This is a genomic window from Colwellia aquaemaris (genome assembly GCF_057548755.1).
Genome location: NZ_BAAJLV010000002.1, coordinates 17,653 through 34,537, shown reverse-complemented (window position 1 = coordinate 34,537; position 16,885 = coordinate 17,653). Strand labels below are relative to the sequence as shown.

The 16,885-nt window shown below is 39.7% G+C and carries 11 protein-coding genes; 8 read left to right on the top strand and 3 right to left on the bottom strand.

Features of this window, described 5'->3' with window-relative positions; all coding sequences use genetic code 11:
- Positions 1-2: 2 nt before the first annotated feature.
- Positions 3-338 carry a hypothetical protein gene (locus tag AC27HL_RS06510; RefSeq protein ID WP_487079965.1) on the bottom strand — a complete coding sequence of 112 codons (336 nt, stop codon included), beginning with the start codon at positions 336-338 and terminating at the stop codon, positions 3-5.
- 333 nt (positions 339-671) lie between these two features.
- On the opposite strand from AC27HL_RS06510, the gene AC27HL_RS06505 reads away from it, so the two are divergent.
- The 4 genes from AC27HL_RS06505 to AC27HL_RS06490 all read left to right on the top strand — a co-directional run bounded on the left by AC27HL_RS06505 (position 672) and on the right by AC27HL_RS06490 (position 5,607).
- On the top strand, positions 672-2,210 hold the full coding sequence (locus tag AC27HL_RS06505; RefSeq protein WP_487079963.1) for a methyl-accepting chemotaxis protein: 1,539 nt from the start codon (positions 672-674) through the stop codon (positions 2,208-2,210).
- Between the two features lie 300 nt (positions 2,211-2,510).
- On the top strand, positions 2,511-3,053 hold the full coding sequence (locus AC27HL_RS06500) for a GbsR/MarR family transcriptional regulator (RefSeq protein ID WP_487079962.1): 543 nt from the start codon (positions 2,511-2,513) through the stop codon (positions 3,051-3,053).
- A gap of 191 nt (positions 3,054-3,244) precedes the next feature.
- Positions 3,245-4,609, top strand: a complete 1,365-nt coding sequence (locus AC27HL_RS06495) for a cytochrome ubiquinol oxidase subunit I (RefSeq protein WP_487080743.1) — start codon at positions 3,245-3,247, stop codon at positions 4,607-4,609.
- Positions 4,606-5,607 carry a cytochrome d ubiquinol oxidase subunit II gene (locus AC27HL_RS06490; protein WP_487079961.1) on the top strand — a complete coding sequence of 334 codons (1,002 nt, stop codon included), beginning with the start codon at positions 4,606-4,608 and terminating at the stop codon, positions 5,605-5,607. The genes AC27HL_RS06495 and AC27HL_RS06490 overlap by 4 nt, the downstream gene beginning before the upstream one ends.
- 277 nt (positions 5,608-5,884) lie before the next feature.
- On the opposite strand, the gene AC27HL_RS06485 is transcribed toward AC27HL_RS06490, so the two are convergent.
- Positions 5,885-7,954, bottom strand: coding sequence for a S9 family peptidase (locus tag AC27HL_RS06485; protein WP_487079959.1), 2,070 nt, complete (start codon positions 7,952-7,954; stop codon positions 5,885-5,887).
- A 287-nt stretch (positions 7,955-8,241) separates the two neighbouring features.
- On the opposite strand from AC27HL_RS06485, the gene AC27HL_RS06480 reads away from it, so the two are divergent.
- Positions 8,242-9,165, top strand: a complete 924-nt coding sequence (locus tag AC27HL_RS06480) for a manganese-dependent inorganic pyrophosphatase (RefSeq protein WP_487079957.1) — start codon at positions 8,242-8,244, stop codon at positions 9,163-9,165.
- A 172-nt stretch (positions 9,166-9,337) separates the two neighbouring features.
- Here the strand turns inward: AC27HL_RS06480 and AC27HL_RS06475 are convergent, their stop codons facing one another.
- Positions 9,338-11,512, bottom strand: a complete 2,175-nt coding sequence (locus tag AC27HL_RS06475; protein WP_487079955.1) for a prolyl oligopeptidase family serine peptidase — start codon at positions 11,510-11,512, stop codon at positions 9,338-9,340.
- A 256-nt stretch (positions 11,513-11,768) separates the two neighbouring features.
- Here AC27HL_RS06475 and AC27HL_RS06470 point away from each other — a divergent pair, with 256 nt between their 5' ends.
- From AC27HL_RS06470 to AC27HL_RS06460, 3 genes are all read left to right on the top strand, one after another.
- Positions 11,769-14,567: a TonB-dependent receptor gene (locus tag AC27HL_RS06470; RefSeq protein ID WP_487079954.1), complete on the top strand. Its 2,799-nt coding sequence runs from the start codon at positions 11,769-11,771 to the stop codon at positions 14,565-14,567.
- 108 nt (positions 14,568-14,675) lie between these two features.
- Entirely contained in the window at positions 14,676-16,046 is a 1,371-nt protein-coding gene (locus AC27HL_RS06465) for a metallophosphoesterase (protein ID WP_487079952.1), read from the top strand.
- Between the two features lie 172 nt (positions 16,047-16,218).
- Positions 16,219-16,764 (top strand): GNAT family N-acetyltransferase, encoded by a 546-nt coding sequence (locus AC27HL_RS06460; protein ID WP_487079951.1) that lies wholly within the window; start codon positions 16,219-16,221, stop codon positions 16,762-16,764.
- The last annotated feature ends 121 nt before the right edge of the window (positions 16,765-16,885 follow it).

The window sequence follows — 16,885 nt, the reverse complement described above, 5'->3', positions numbered from 1 at the left end:
GATTATTCTCTAATTAATTGTGCTAGTTCTTTTGTTGTAAATAGTTGCTTTGCTATCCGCTCTGGTAAGTGCTCGGCGTCAGTTCTGGTACCTAATGAATCTATAAATATTTCTTCTCCTATTTTAACGCTATATAATTTTTCTCCTTCTTCATTACTATCTAATACTAAGTAGGAATTTCCGTAATAACGCAGAAACTCCGCTTGCAAGCAACTTTTTTGGTCACGTAAAGCACCACTTATTGGCGAGTCAACCCCATAATGTTGCTGAGCGAGCTTCCAGGCACGGTTAAATAGAATAATTTTACTTATTATTTTTTCTTTACTGTTCTCTGACAAATCATACCCTCTCAAAATAATGGATATTAAGAAGCACTGAAAATATATAATTAAATCGCTTTCAAATTGTATAAAGAATGCATCGTAAAGTGATGTAAGGTTTATTATTTTATCGGTAAGGAGATAGTTATAATGTTTAGAAGTGTTAACACTTAGTATTACTGTGTTGGAGGGCATTACTAGTGCCGTAAGTTGTTCTTTCTTGAACAACCACTTTGACAGATTACAATTTGGTTACAAAGTATTCCCTGAAAGCCCTATAAAATGTGACATATGTAACATATAGTGAAGTAATAAACCTCTATAGAATTCTTTATCAAGGATGATGAAATTATGACTCATATCTCAATGACTGAACGTACGTTCAGTCCTCAAGAACAGTTAGTTTCTACCACAGATTTAAACGGTATTATTACCTATGCAAACCCAGAGTTTTGCGAAATAGCCGGCTATAGCTTAGAAGAACTAGTTGGTCAGCATCACAATATTGTTCGACATCCCAACATGCCAAAAGCAGCTTTTAAAGATCTCTGGGAAAAATTAAAACGTGGTGACTCTTGGCGTGGCATGGTAAAAAATCGCTGTAAAAATGGTGATTATTATTGGGTTGACGCCTATGTGACACCACTACTTGAAAACGGCCAGATTGTTGGCTATCAATCGGTTCGAGCTCATCCAACTAATGAGCAAAAAATTCAAGCACAAGCCCTATACGACAAACTAAATAGCAATAAAACCGTTTTCGATCTTCACGCTAACATACGATTGAAACGCGTTTTTGCAATAATTACCGCCATTACCGCAATAACATTGAACTGGATGCTCACCGTCGACGTAATTTCATCAGTTATTTTATTCACTTGTTTAGCTTTATTTCTGCTGATTTTCTCAGAAGAATTAATTTCTCTGCCAAAGCACTTAGCTGATATTAGACTCAAATATGACAGCCCTTCTCGTCTGATTTACTCAGGAAAAGGTATCAACAGTATTTTTAACTATCCAACTGAGCTTTATAAAGCACGCATAAAAACCGTGTTAGGTCGTAGTAATGACTCAGGGAAAAGACTCATAAAACTCGCTGATGAGTTGTCGCAAACTTCTGGGGGCATGCTTGCAAGCATACAAGAGGAAAATGAGCATATAGGGCAATTCGCTACGGCTATTACACAAATGAGCGCAACAATAAACGAAGTAAGCCAAAGTACGACTGTTGCACACGATAAAGTATCAGAAGTGCAAAATAACTGCCTACAAAATATTACAACCATTGAGGTGAGTGAGGAAAAGATTAATCAACTCGCTACAGATGTCGAAAATGCCGCAAATAACGCTTCTGAGCTAGTGGGTGACGTTGATAAAATTTCTACCGTGATGAGTGAAATTCAAGGCATAGCCGACCAAACTAATTTATTGGCTTTAAATGCGGCAATTGAGGCAGCTAGAGCTGGTGAGCAAGGACGAGGCTTTGCGGTAGTTGCCGATGAAGTCAGAACCTTAGCTAGCCGAACACAAAGTGCCACAGAACAAATTCAAACATCGGTTACTGAATTGCAAGCAACGTTAACAACATGGAATCAAGTCATGTTGAAGAATAAAAATAATGCTGACGAATGCTCAGCGGAGTCAAAAAGTATTAAACAAGCAATGCAAAACATTATTGATAATATTCAAAATGTTAATGATATGACAGCGCAAATAGCTACCGCATCTGAGCAACAAAGTGTCGTTGCTGAGCAAATTACCCAAGGTATTCACAATATCGATGCCATTTCTAAACGTAATACCCAACTAGCTGAGCAAGTGTCAGGAAAAAGTATAGACGTTAATAAAAATGCTGAAGAAATAGGTGAGCTTAGCACCAATTTTAGTTAGGTAGCCTTTAGCGCTGGCAAAGTTAATCAAATCATTAAAGCGATCTAAAGTCCTAAACACAGTAAAATTAACAAATAACCGCTGCTACTAAAGCCATGTTCAAGCTCAAGTTTTAACATGGCTTTTCTGTATTTATTTTACTCATTAATACGCATTGTCTTTATTGGCACTAGATTCCGCCATCAATTCTTGTGATAAAAATCACAAAAAATATCGTTTTTGGGCTTCAAATGCTTGACTTAGATCAAAAAAGGCCTACAATTTTCACAAATTACTGAAAATTCAGAAAGGACAGTAAATATGAAAATTACACCTATGACGCAATCACTGGTTTTGCATTTTGGTGAAATGGGCTCTCGTTGGGGACTAAACCGCACACTAGGCCAAATGTATGCCGTTATCGTGCTAACTGAGGCGCCTCTAAATGCTGATCAAATTAGCGAAGCACTACAAATTTCACGCTCAAATGTCAGCATGGGGCTTAAAGAATTAAAGTCGTGGAACCTGATCAAACTACACCATATTCCAGGCGACCGAAAAGAGTATTTCTCAGCGCCAAGCGATATTTGGGAAATAGCTAGAACCTTAGTGGTTGAGCGCAGAAAACGTGAACTTGATCCAACTCTTTCAACCTTACGCGATGCTTTAATGGAGCAACCTAGCAATGAGTCAGACGAATATGCACAAATGCGGGTTCAGCAAATGCATGACCTAATGGAAATGGTGACCTTGTGGACAACTGAAATGCAAAGCATGTCATCTGAAAAGCTGTCTGCGCTGCTGAAATTAGGTGAAGGCATTAGCAAGATATTAGATGTAAAAGATAAATTATTATTACGCTAGTGGCTTTTGCCGTTAGCTTATTTTCCCTTTCAAGAACGGTAAAGAAAGTTTTAAACAGAGCTTTCAAAAGTAGTACGAAAAGAGCCCAGAAAAACTTAAACAGTCAACTTTATATAATTGACAACCATACATAAATAAGTGGAGTACATCACGTGTTAGATGCAGCAGCTATTGCTAATGACACAAGTTTCATGCTTTCACGCATCCAATTTGCTGCCAATATTAGTTTTCATATTTTATTTCCAACCATCAATATCGCTTTATGCTGGATATTGTTATTTTTCAAAGTGCGCTACAACCAAACCCAAGACGAAAGTTGGTTACGTGTATACCGTTTTTGGGTGCGAATATTTGCCCTCACCTTTGCAATTGGCGTAGTAAGCGGTATCACTATGTCGTTCCAATTCGGCACCAATTGGCCAGGATATATGGAAACCGTCGGCAATATTGCGGGTCCCTTATTAGGCTATGAAGTACTTACCGCTTTCTTTTTAGAAGCCTCGTTTCTATCTATTATGCTGTTTGGTATGGACCGCGTTTCAAACCGCGTACATACCCTAGCGACAGTGTTGGTTTCATTCGGCACTACGCTATCAGCATTTTGGATCCTGTCGCTTGATTCATGGATGCAAACGCCAGCAGGCTTTGAAATGATTAATGGTGTCGCCCACGTTACCAGCTGGATAGAAGTGATTTTTAACCCATCTATGCCATACCGATTAATGCATATGCTACTAGCATCAGGGTTAACCTCAGCATTTTTAATTGCTGGAATTTCAGCTTATCGCCTGCTTAAGGGCGATAACAAAAAGTCAGTAAAGCAAGCGTTGAACTTTGCCGTAGTTTTAGCTGCTTTGCTTATTCCTCTACAAATATTCGTAGGTGACTTACATGGTTTAAATACCTTTAAATATCAGCCAGCGAAAGTCGCGGCGATGGAAGGCGTTTGGGAGACAGATTCCGGTGTACCTTTATTGCTATTCGCTTTACCTGATGAAGAAAAGCGAGAAAACAGCTTTGAAGTAAAAGTACCGAATGTCGCTAGTTTAATTTTAACGCATGATGCCGATGGTGAAATACAAGGGCTAAATGACTTTATTGGTGAACACCCGCCTGTAGCGCCGGTATTTTTTAGCTTCCGTATCATGATAGGCATCGGGATATTAATGCTATTGTTTTCATGGTTTGCCAGTTATCAATTTGTTGTCAAAAAACAATATCCAACCTGGTTATTAAAAACAGGTATAGCCATGACATTTTCAGGCTGGCTAGCAACCTTAGCAGGTTGGTATGTTACCGAAATTGGCCGTCAGCCCTATTTAGTTAGCGGTATTCTGCGCACCAAAGATGCCGTCACTACAACGCCTCCTGAGGATATTGCGCTATCGCTAACTTTATATGCAGTTATTTATGGCTTTTTACTGATTGCCTACATACGCACCTTATTTGTTATGGCTAACCGCGCCGTTGCCCTTGAGCAAGCAACACCGACAGTAAATACTGAAAATCCTGACAATAACCTCATAGCTAATGAACAATTAGGAGCTAAATTATGAATATAACCTCGCCTGATTGGCTACCCGTTGTTTTCATCGGCCTGATGGGGCTGTCATTTTTAATCTATGCGATTTTAGACGGCTACGATCTCGGTGTTGGCGTACTTCTGCCTTTAGACAAACAACAACATCGCGATAGCATGATTTACTCCATTGGCCCATTTTGGGATGCTAACGAAACTTGGTTAGTGATGGCGATAGGTTTATTGTTAATTGCCTTTCCAAAGGCCCATTCCATTATTTTTCAAGCACTTTATTTACCAACAGCAGTGATGTTAGCGGGATTAATATTGCGTGGTGTCTCTTTTGATTTTCGCACCAAAGCACCAAGTACTGATAAACAAAAATGGGACTACGCTTTTAAATTTGGCTCGCTATTGGCAACGCTTGCACAAGGCTACATGTTAGGACGCTATATCACCTCTTTTGAAGACTCATGGCTAAGTATTGGCTTTTCTAGCCTCTCCGCCATTTGTGTAACAGCAGGCTACAGCTTTATTGGTGCTGCTTGGTTGGTGATGAAAACAGAAGGAGACTTGCAAAAACAAGCAGCAAAATGGGCACAAAAAACTAATATTTTAATGGCCGTTGGTATTGTCGCGGTATGTTTAGCTAACTTACTTATTGACCAACAAATAATGGATAAATGGCTAGGTGGTATTCAAGTACTGATTGTTATTCCAATCACTCTTTTATTGGGCTTTATTTTTGTCACCGTGCACATTTATCTGAATAAAGTGCCAATGGAGAATGATATCGGTTGCTGGTTTCCATTTTTAGCGGCAATTATTCTATTTATCATGTGTTTTTGCGGTCTAGCGTATAGCTTTTATCCTTACATAGTGCCATTTCAAATGACTATTTTTGATGCGGCCAGTGCTCGAGAATCGTTATGGTTTATTTTTGTTGGTGCAGTAATTGTTTTACCTATGATCATCGGTTACACAATATTTTCTTATAAAGTATTTTGGGGTAAAACTACTAAGTTAAACTACTAAATAATTCCTAACTCAGATACATCGTTGCTCTTTCACATCGACATATATGGATATATTAATGTCGTGATGCCAAGGATGGCAAAGAACGACCAAGTGATCGCAACATTGCCTACAAGGATGTAGGTACTTAGTTTTTGTCTGGAACAAAGAAACTGATCGTACTTCGACGTGCATGGATGCACTAATGCCTTGAAAGACAGGATGCCTGAGAAAGGCCTGTACATAAAAGCCCAAGTTTCTTTCTAACTTGGGCTTTTTCATCTAAGAAAGACTATGTTTATTTACTTTCGTCTTCTTCTTTGGATTTTGCTTTTTTCGCTTTTAACTTTGCTTTATGGTCTAGCTTATAGTCAGGCATTTCTTTATTGCCTTGCATTAGGTAGTTATCCATCCAACGCATTAAACGTAAGCTGTAGTCATATTGTGCTGCTGCCTTACGGTTACCGTGACCTTCACCAGGGTAATAAACTAAACGTACATCTTTACCTTGTACTTTCATGTAGCGGTACATTTCCATTGATTGAGCTGGATGTACACGCGGATCATCTTTACCATGCATAATTAACAAAGGCGTTTTTGACTGATGTGCCCAGTAAATTGGGCTACGCTCTAGGTAATACTGCCATTTGTCCCAAGGGTAAGAACGCGCATGTACTAAATGCATTTCGTTAGAAATATCGGTAGTACCAAACTTAGATAATTGGTTTGAAATACCAACAAACATTACGCTAGCCGCAAAATGTTCCGTCAATTTAGTTGCTGCCCATGCTGAAGCATAACCGCCGTATGAACCACCAGTAATACCAACGCGCTTAGTATCAACTAAGCCCATTTCAACAAGGTAGTTTTTCATATCAACTAAGTCGTTAAACTCTGCGCCAGCATAATCGTTTTGACCCAGCTTAGAGTACTCAACACCTTTACCCGTTGAACCACGGTAGTTAGGGTAAAATACAGCATAACCACGTGCTGCACCCATTTGACCAGGTTTAGAGTAAGCTGTCACCCAACCATTTTTCTCATGGCTTTCTGGACCACCATGCACTTGCATAATTAACGGGTAACGTTGGCCTTCTTTGTAATCTAATGGATAAACTAAAATACCACCCACTTCCACGCCATCACGCGCTTTCATGGTAATAGACTCTTGCTTCGCAAAGCGTTTATCATTTAACCACGGGTTAGAGTCCGTTACTTTTGTCAGTTTTTTACCACGGATAACGTAACTTTCATTCGGATGTTTCGCGGTGTGGCCTTTTACTGATAAGGTTTTATCCGAGTTAGACACTGACAACGAAGAAGCAATTATTTTCCCAGCTTTAACCTGAGTTTTATAGCTATTACTGTTTGGTTTTATATTAGCAACAATACTTTCAGTGCCAACATTGGCAATAAAGTTTAATTTATTACTTTTATGCGACCATTCAATATCCGTTACATGACCCGCAAACTTAGGTAACCAGTCTTTGATTTCACCGGTTTTCACATCCGCTAAATATAAGCGGCCAGTTGCTGGATCATGCTTATCTTCTGCGCCAATCACCGCAATATGTTTACCGTTATGAGAAAATTCTGCCGTACCTAACTTACCTTCGGTGGCGATCGACATTGTTACTTTTTGGTCGGCTAAATTCATTACATGCCATTGGGCTTTCGTGTAAGAATCGTCAATTAATGCCGTCGGTTGGGTTTTAACTAATAATTGCTCATTGTCAGCTGCCCAATTCATATCACTTACATAACCCGCAATATCAACAGCATCTAATTTAACCGCTTTATCTTGTACGGCTAAATCAGTTACAAATAACTGCTTGTTCTTTAAGTCCATTTCATAAACTTCAGCTTTAAAGCCAAGTTCTTTCAGTTTTTTCTCTGACTTATCTTTCGCAGGCATTGCTAAAATAGCCACTTGCTTACCGTCAGGGCTAATGTCATAGCGGCTAATCGAGGTATCTTTTAAGCCCATAACTTTTTGGCGTTCACCACCATCAACGGGAATACGGTATAGCTGGGTAAATTTATCACCTTTAAATTTCGCAAGAAAATAAACAAACTTGCCATCAGCTGACCATTCTAAGCCGCCAACATTCACTTTGCCGGTAATAAATGGACGTGCATTGCCTTTAGTATCCGTAATATAAAGACCGGTATAGCTGCTGCCGTTTTTATCTACATATAATTCACGTGGTAGCGTGCGAGTAAAAGCAACATAATCACCGCTTGGGCTGATCACACTGCTGCGTACTGATTTTATTTTTGGGATATCTTCGATAGTGATCACGTCACTCGCCAGTGCGCTAACACTAGCCAATGACACCAATGCCACTAATGATTTTAATTTCGACATAAGTTCCTCATTTGAAAAAGCTGTCCATATGCATACGCTATTTTGAACAAAAATTATAATTATTGCCGGGCAATAGTAGCGTATTCAATACAATCTACAAAGTATTAGCGATACATCTGTTAATACATATCAAATGTGCACAATAATTCATACCAAAGTTGTATAAAAAGACTGCAAATAGTGACTAGGCGAATAGTGCGATACTTTGATAGAATACGCGCCATATTATTGATACCCCGAATAACGCAATTTGTTAATCGGTACATGGCACTTGGAGATAACGATTTATGCCAGCTTATGCAGTAGGACACAAAACACCTGATTCAGACTCAATCTGTTCAGCCATTGCCCTTTCTTATCTAAAAAACACTATTGGTGAAGATGTAAAGCCAGCTCGCCTAGGTGAGCTTTCACCTGAAACCTTGTTCATTTTAGACAAGTTTGGCTTTGAACAGCCTGAGCTTAAAATGACTTTTGCCGATACAGACGGTATTTATGTAGTTGATCATTCTGACCGTATTCAAGGCCCAGATGACATTGATGACTCAACCGTATTAGGCATTATTGATCATCACAAATTAGGTGATATTACCACGTCTACGCCATTAGAAATTTGGGTGCGCCCGGTGGGTTGTACTAATACCATTATCAAAATGATGTATGACTTCCACGGTGTTGAAATTCCAAAGAACATTGCAGGTGCTATGATGTGTGCGATTTTATCTGACACAGTAATTTTTAAGTCGCCAACTTGTACTACAGCTGACATTAAGTGTGTTGAAGCCCTTGCTGAAATTGCTGGCATTGAAGACTACAAAGCACTAGGCATGGAAATGTTTACGGTAAAATCTTCAGTTGAAGGTACGCCAGTGCGTGATTTAGTACTACGTGACTTTAAAGACTTCAACATGAACAATAACATTGTTGGTATTGGTCAATTAGAAGTTATCGACCTTGCATTATTTGACGAAATGAAAGCGGAATTACAAGCTGATCTTCAAGCCGTTAAAGAAGAAGGTAACCGTCATACCGTCATGTTGTTATTAACTGACATTATGAAAGAAGGCTCAGAACTATTAGTGGTAAGTGACGATATTAGCATTGTCGAAAAAGCTTACAACACAACACTTGTTGACGGCAAAGTATGGATTGACGGCATTATGAGCCGTAAGAAGCAAGTAGTACCACCATTGCAAGACACTTTCGCTTAAACAGTTAGTTTTAAACGAGTTAAGTTTTAACGCAGCTTATACTTAACCAGTTAGTTTTAAACGAGTTAAGTTTTAACGCAGCTTATACTTAACCAAGTTATAAAGCATAAAAAAGCCCAGCAATTGCTGGGCTTTTTGTTAGCTGCCGTATAACGACAGCCTAATTTTGCGATTAAATATCTTTCACGCCCATATTAAATAATGTGAAACCGTAAATGTCAGCATACTGGTCGATCGTTTTGCTAATTGGCGTACCCGCACCATGGCCTGCATCTGTTTCAATACGAATCAAAGTTGGGTTAGTACCAGTTTGTTTCGCTTGTAGTTCAGCAGCAAATTTAAATGAATGGGCAGGAACCACGCGATCATCATGATCGCCCGTTGTCACCATAGTTGCAGGATAATGCGTACCCGCTTTTACGTTGTGTACAGGTGAATAGCCTAACAAGTATTTAAACATTTCAGCATTATCATCAGACTTACCGTAGTCGTAAGCCCAACCTGCACCAGAGGTAAAGGTGTGGTAGCGCAACATATCAAGTACACCTACTGCCGGTAAAGCAACTTTAAATAGCTCAGGGCGTTGCGTCATTACCGCACCAACCAATAAACCACCGTTAGAGCCTCCCATAACGGCTAATTTATCTGACGATGTTACTTTTTCGCTAATAAGGTATTCAGCAGCTGCAATGAAGTCGTCAAAAACATTTTGCTTCTTCATTTGTGTACCAGCGTTATGCCACTTCTTACCGTATTCACCGCCGCCACGTAAATTAGCAACCGCATATACGCCGCCTAATTCTAACCAAGCAGCACGTGTTGAACTAAAGCGAGGCTGCAAGCTAACGTTGAAGCCACCGTAACCATAAAGAATAGTCGGATTACTGCCATCAAGCTTTAAGCCTTTTTTATGAGTGATGATCATTGGCACTTTGGTGCCATCTTTTGAGGTATAAAACACCTGCTTAGATTCAAAGTTATCACTGTTAAACTTAACTTTAGACTTCATATGTACTGACGACTCGCCACTAGCAAGGTCTAAGCTAAAAATTGTTGAAGGTGTTTTTTGGTTACTAAACGAGTAATAAAGTTTAGTTTGTGATTCTTTACCACTAAACCCGCCAGCCGTACCCACTTCAGGTAAGGCGATATCGCGAATTTTTTTACCATTTAAGTCATATTGCTGAATTAACGATGTCGCATCTTTCATGTATTTAGCAAACAAGTATTTGCCGCCTGTTGAAACTGATAAAACATTTTCAGTTTCAGCAATAATGTCTTGCCAGTTTTCAGGGCTTGGGTTATTGGCATTGGCTTTTACAACACGCTTATTTGGCGCATCCATATTAGTAACAAATAGTAAATCGTCACCATTGCTACTGACCATGTATGTATCAGAGTCGGTATTATCAACCACAGCGACTAACGGGGCATTATCTTTAGTTAAGTCTTTAATAAATAATTTATTACCTGAGGTAGAAACCGCCGCCGAAACTAATAAATACTTACCGTCTTTCGTTACTTCACCACTAACATAACGGTGCTTCTCAGCGTCTGTGCCACCAAATACTAAAGTATCTTCAGCTTGCGCTGTACCTAGCTTATGGTAATAAAGTTTATGTTGGTCAGTTTTTGCAGAAAGCTCACTACCTTTAGGTTTATCATAGCTTGAATAATAAAAACCTTCGTTACCTACCCAAGACAAACCACTGAATTTAATATCAACTAATTCCGTTTCAATCACTTCTTTAGTCTTAGTATCAATCACACGCGCTTTACGCCAATCGCTACCACCTTCAGAAATTAGGTAAACTGCATGCGAGCCGTCTTCAGTAAATTCAATGCTTGCGAGTGACACTGTGCCGTCTTCGCTAAACGCATTAGGATCTAAAAATACTTCAGCCGCTTCATCACCTTTTTGACGATATAAAACATACTGGTTTTGTAAGCCGTCATTCTTATAAAAGTAGCTATAGTCACCTTCAATAAAAGGCATACCGACTTTTTCATAATCTAATAAATCAGCAAGGCGCGATTTTATTTTATCGCGGTAAGGAATTTGCTCTAAATAACCATAAGTGGTTTTGTTTTGCGCTTTAACCCACTCAGCGGTTTCAGCACTCATGTCGTCTTCTAACCAACGGTATGAGTCAGTTACTTTTGTGCCAAAGTAATCATCAACAACATCGACTTTTTTTGTTATTGGATAAGTAACAGCAGTTACTTGTTCTGGTGTGCTAACTGCTTTCGCCGTTGAAGCTGTTGGCGTAGTGTCTTGGCCGCAGCCAGAAAGGCCAAATATCGCCAGCAATACCGCCGAGCTTAAAGTGATTTTTTTAGAATTCATAATTTACCATATAGGAAGGTTGTTGTTATTTTGCCAACAATAATATGGCAGTCTCGGTGACATGTCTATACAAGAGCAAACGACTTACATAATTGCTATTTTCAATATCTCCGCAATCTTAAAAATAACAAAATAGCGTAAAAATACTGAAATAATTCTGTCATGTAACTGCTGTAGCTTCTAAAGCCAATAATTTCTGGTTCAAAGTTAAGTACATTTTCGTACAAATACCCAATAAAAATAATGAGTATGTCACATGATTAAAACAAATTCCTGGCACGTTTTTCAACGTTCTGCACTTGCTGTTGCTTGCAGTGCTGCACTTTTTAGCTCTAGCATTATGGCGAACGATACCGGCTTCGGCGGCCGTATCACTGACGCTTCAAATACCGTTTATTTTGAAGGGGCAAAAGTTCGCATTAAAGAACTTAATATGACGGTTATCTCAGCACGAGATGGCTCATTTCGTTTTTCTCAGCTACCCGCAGGTGATTACACCTTAGAGATATCTTATATAGGGGTTCCAACCGTTGAAAAGAAAATATCCGTAAGCGATACCACTAACAGCCCGCAAAAATTTATTATTGGTAATGCCCAAGAAGCTATGGACAACATTATTGTTTACGGGCAACGTGCTGGCCAAGCAGGCGCTATTAATCGCCAAAAAAATGCTGATAATTTAATGTCGATTGTCAGTGCCGATACCATTGGTCAGTCTCCCGACCAAAACGCTGCTGAAGCTTTACAACGTTTACCGGGCTTGTCGATTCAACGCGATCAAGGTGAAGGCCGCTTCGTCGCCATTCGCGGCATTGACCCAAATCTAAACAACGTAACAATTAACGGTGTTAACGTGCCATCCCCTGAGTCTGGTGTGCGCAGTGTTGCCCTAGATGTTATTCCATCAGAGCTAGTACAAAGTTTAGAGGTGAGTAAAACTGTCACCCCCGACATGGATGCTAACGCGGTTGGTGGCTCTATTGAAGTTAAAAGCTTAAGTGCTTTTGACCGTCAAGGTAGAAGCTATAGTGCCACCATTCAAGGCTCATACAATGAGTTAATGGAAGACACCAGCCCGAAACTGTCTGGCAGTTATACTGATATTTTTGATTTGTCATCTGGCGCTCAATTAGGTGTAGCAACGGCTGTATCCTGGTTCGAGCGTAAATTTGGCTCGAATAATATTGAAACTGATGGCGGTTGGGCTGATTTTGAATTTGAAGATGCAGCGACCGGTGACGACGTTGAAGTATTTTCAGCAGAAGAAATTGAACAGCGCCATTATCAAATTACCCGTGAACGCTTTGGCGCGGCATTAAATTTTGATTTACATACCTCAAGTACCGACAAGTTTTACTTTAGAACCTTATACAGTAAGTTTTCCGATGACGAATATCGCCTGCGAAATCAATACAAGTTTGACAAAGGTGCCATTGATTTAACGAATTATAACGACTCTTCAGCGCAATTTGCTGACGCTGAAATGGAACGTGACACCAAAGACAGATATGAACAACAAGAGATCCTATCCTTGGTACTTGGCGGAGAAAATCATGTGGGTGATTGGCTGGTTGAGTACGACGTTGGTTATTCAAAATCAAGTGAAGAAGAGCCAAATCGTTTGGATGTCACTTTTGTTGGCGAAGATTTAGCAATAGGTTACAACAGTACCGGCAGTATTCCACATCTAGTACAAAGTAGCGCAGCTCATGACTTAAATAACTTTGCCATGGATGAAATTGCTTACGAAAACAACCTAGCAGAAGATGAAGAATTGAGCTTTAAAGTCGATTTTAGTAAAGACTTTGTTTGGCAAAATAATAATGGTCAATTCAAATTTGGTTTTAAGCATCAGTCACGCGAAAAGTTCAATGATGCTGATGTAACTATTTACGACGGTGGCTTTGACGATATATTTGCTCAACAGTTTGCAACAGCAACACCAAATTACAATATCGGAAACTTTGGCCCTGGCATTTCGCAAAACTCACTTAAAAACTATGTAATAGCAAACCGCGCTGATTTTGATGTTGACCAATTAAAGTCAACCATAGACAGCAAAGGTAGTTCGTTCGAAAGCAACGAAGATGTTAGTGCTGCCTATGCCATGGTAACGCTTGATATTGATAAGTGGCGTATTATTACTGGTGTTCGCTATGAAAGCACTCGCTTTGACACCCAAGGCAGTAAAGTTGAACTCGTCGCTGATGAAATTAACGATAACGAACAAGTGCTTATTTCCCCTTGGCAAGTTAAGAAAGATTACGACCACATACTGCCAAGCATAAACGTAAAGTATTCAGCCTCTGATAAATTACTTGCTCGTTTCGCGTTTACTCAAACCATAGCTCGGCCAACATTTGGTGATTCAGCGGCTTTTCAAATCATCGAAAGTGAAATAACCGAAGACGACGGTAACATTGAAACAGAACGAAAAGCGGAAGTAGGTAACCCCGACTTAGCGCCGTATGAGTCAGACAATATTGACTTATCTGTTGAATACTATCCGGGCCATATTGGCGTTCTTTCTGCCGGGCTATTCTATAAAGATATCGACAACTACATTGTACATGCAGAAGTTCAAGACAATGGCCAATGGTCAGGTTTTGAGGAAGTTGTTCAGCCTATTAACGGCGGCTCGGCATCACTGACAGGGCTTGAGCTTTCATGGACCAAGAACTTCCAGTCAGGGTTATTTGTTAGTGCAAATGGCACCTTCGTTGATACCGATGACAAGTTGCCAAATCAAGCAGATACGGTAGCTAACCTTATGTTCGGTTTCGAAAATAATAAATTCAGCGCTCGCCTTAGCAGCACTTACAAAAGCGAAAGCTTCCAATTTATTGATAACAGCAGCGATGTTTTTGAAGATACACACACCCAAATTGATTTCTCAGCTAAATACTACATTGACGACACCATGCAGATCTATTTCAACGCCGTTAACTTAACTGACGAACCTTATTACCTCTATCACGGTAATGAAAATTACAATTATCAATACGAAGAATACGGCTCATCATTTGAATTGGGTTTTACTATCAATTCTCTTTAAAAGCCTGCTTTAGCTATGAAGTAACGTCAACAAGTACGCTGCTTCATAGCAAGCAATATCCAGCCACAAAGCGAAATAAATAACACCACCACTTCAAAAAGTAACATTATGAAAAATACGGTTAACAGCGATATGAAGACAAAAAATAAACAAACCTTATTCAAAGCCACACTTGTATTAGGCGGCTTACTATTCATCTCAGCATGCCAATATAATGCTCAACCAAATGCAAAAGCAAATACGCAGGCAGATATTAAAAACACTCAAGAACTAAACAAAAATATCAGTTTCCTTGCTTTTGGTGATGGCGGTTACCATACCGATTACCCAAAAGCCAAACACATTAAAAATCCACGTAATCGCGCACAATTTATCGAAAAAGAAAAGCAAGATTGGCAAGAAGACTACCGCCCAACGTCTGAGTTTGACCATGCACCTATTTACATATACCCCGGCACGAACATAGCAACCGAGCAAGGTGGAGCAGATCCAGTAGGCCAAGCCATGGCAACACTGTGCCAACAACGAGCTTGCGACTTTGCCATTCAGTTAGGTGATAACATTTATCCCGATGGCGCAGACGCTAATGACGGCAAAGACGATCAAAAGCGTATGAATGAGCTCATTCTAAAACCGCTTTTACCTTTATTCGCCGAAGAGCCAGAGCTAGTCGTTTATTCCGCGCTAGGCAACCATGACTGGAAAACCTCTAGGAAAGGCGTGGCATTACAGCAAGAATGGATGTCAAAACAGAAAAATTTTCATATGGACGCACAAGGCTACTATCGTTACACGCAAGGCACACCAGGAAATGATGTCGAATTTTTTGTGTTAGACACCAATATGCTGTTGTCAGGGCAAACATTTTACGAGGTGCCATTAAACCCAGATGGCAGCGAAGGTGATCTCAGTACCGCTCTGGCAAATGGCAGTGCCGAATTGGAAGAACATGATGCGCACGAAGGCCCAGTAAACGGTGAAGATAAAAAGCAATTACAGTGGCTAAAAGAGAGTATGGAAAACTCAACAGCTAAGTGGAAAGTCGTTTATGGTCATCATATTTTATGGTCAATTGGCGGCACTAAATATAGTGAAGGCCATGTGCTTAGAAAACTGATAATGCCAACATTATGCCAATATGCTGATGCATATATCGCTGGCCATGAACACGATTTAGAGCTATTAACCGATGATTGTTCAGCTTACCCCGAAAGTAATAGCCGTGCACCATTACCATTAATTATTAGCGGGGCAGCCTCAAAAATGCGTGGTAAACACACGCCGTTTGCTGAGCAGCAAGCGCTAAAATATCCGCAATATGAATTGCTTTGGTCAAAAAGCTTCACTTGGGGCTTTGCTCACCTCACGATAAACAATGACACCGACAAAATTGGGGTTGAATACTTTACCACGCCACGCGACAGCTCAGGAAAGCTAGTATCTGAAACAAGTTTTAGTTTTCCACATCGTAGCTATTAGTACACATAAAACCACCTATTTCCGCCCTTCTGAAAGCCAAGAACAAATTTCGCTCTTGGCTTTTTTAGCTATTACAGCAAACTATCAAAAAATTTAATATTTCACTTCGTTGAATGAATTTAAAAATGATAGCATGATCAAAAACTTGAACTCTACTTATGGGTGAATACTTATGGAAATTACAAATTCAGCACGCCTTAGCTATAAATTAATTGATGAAAGTGACAGTGAATTTCTTTTTCAGCTCGATCAAAACCCAGAAGTAATGCGCTATATCAATGGCGGCAACATGACAAGTCGTGAAGACATTAAGAACAAATTCATTCCTCGTCACAATGCCTATAAAAATGCTGATAAAGGTTGGGGGCTTTGGAAAGTAACCATTACTGAAACTCAACAAGACATTGGCTGGATTTTAGTTCGGCCGATGGACTTTTTTTCCGATAACCCGATTTGGGATGATATTGAATTAGGTTGGCGCTTCTTACAGTCTACTTGGGGCAAAGGCTATGCATCTGAAGCCGCAATACAAATTCACCAAGCTCTAGCCCAATTACCAGAAAATAAATTCTTTAGTGCTGTTGCTATGCACGGCAATGACGGTTCCGTTGGTGTGATGAAGAAAATGGGTATGGAATATATTAAATCTTATATTCATTCAGACTCACAATTAGGCGATTTAGACGTGGTGCTTTATCGAATGGAAAATAAGAGGTAGGCTCTAGTCACTTATTTAAGTTCTTACAAACACGATTTACCGTACATCCTGCACATACACGCTCTTTCACATCCATGTGATCGCGACATACCGTACATCCTGTACATAAAAAAAGCCCAAC